Consider the following 973-nt stretch of genomic DNA (forward strand, 5'->3'; position numbering starts at 1 on the left):
CTCGCGGCGCTGGAACCTAAATCCAGTGCGTCTACCAATTTCGCCACGTCCCCAATGGCTGTGTATATTATAGAGATAGACCGTCATTGACAAGCGATTTTACAAGCAATCACATTCTATTCCGCTAGAAATTAAACAGTTAATTATATTTTTTTACTTTTGATAAAATTTATCAAGACAATTTGACTCTTTGAAGACGAAACCACAAATTCAGTATTTTAAAAGGTCTCAGCTTTATTTTGTGTCATAAAAACCAAAATGTATAAAAAACAAACTACAGATCAAGCCTTATATTGTATGGCCTCGGCATTCAAAATAAGGCAACCATGCTTTTTATATAGCTTCCGTCACACACGTTCTATCAAGCAAAATAAAGATTTAAGAATAAGATCAATGAAAATTGCTGTATAAAATTTCAGGCAATAAAAAAGCAAGGCATCAGCCTTGCTTCAATATAATGGTGGGGATAGAGAGACTCGAACTCTCACGCCCAGAAGGCGCTGCGACCTGAACACAGTGCGTCTACCAATTCCGCCATATCCCCATGGCTGTGTATATTATAGCGATCAGACCCGATTCACAAGCAATTCTGTAGCAGGAAAATACTTTTATATCAAAATTTAAGCAATTAATTCAGTATTGCGTAAATACTGACCTATTTGCACTGTTGTCGCCTAGTTTCATCGAGACAGATCAAATCAATACGCACCACAGGAGAATCACATATTCAAATTTAGACTTTAGCTGACTTGGATAATATCAATTATTGCATCTAATAAAACAAAGTTTCCTGAAGTTCTGCCCTTTCCTGAGCATTGACCCGTTTTCTAACGTTCTTTAACAGACTAAACCTATGCGTAAAAGACAGCAAAATTTTACAGCTTAAAAAAGCTGGTATAAATTTCAGGCAATAAAAAAGCAAGGCATCAGCCTTGCTTTAATATGATGGTGGGGACGGAGAGACTCGAACTCT

The 973-nt window shown here is 36.9% G+C and carries 1 tRNA gene; it reads right to left on the reverse strand.

Annotated elements, in window-relative coordinates:
- Positions 1-458 precede the first annotated feature (458 nt).
- Positions 459-544, reverse strand: a tRNA-Leu gene (locus GVV58_RS15230).
- Between the last annotated feature and the right edge of the window lie 429 nt (positions 545-973).

The sequence above is a fragment of the Acinetobacter sp. 18QD2AZ41W genome (genome assembly GCF_009829025.1).
GTDB classification, from domain to species: domain Bacteria; phylum Pseudomonadota; class Gammaproteobacteria; order Pseudomonadales; family Moraxellaceae; genus Acinetobacter; species Acinetobacter pseudolwoffii.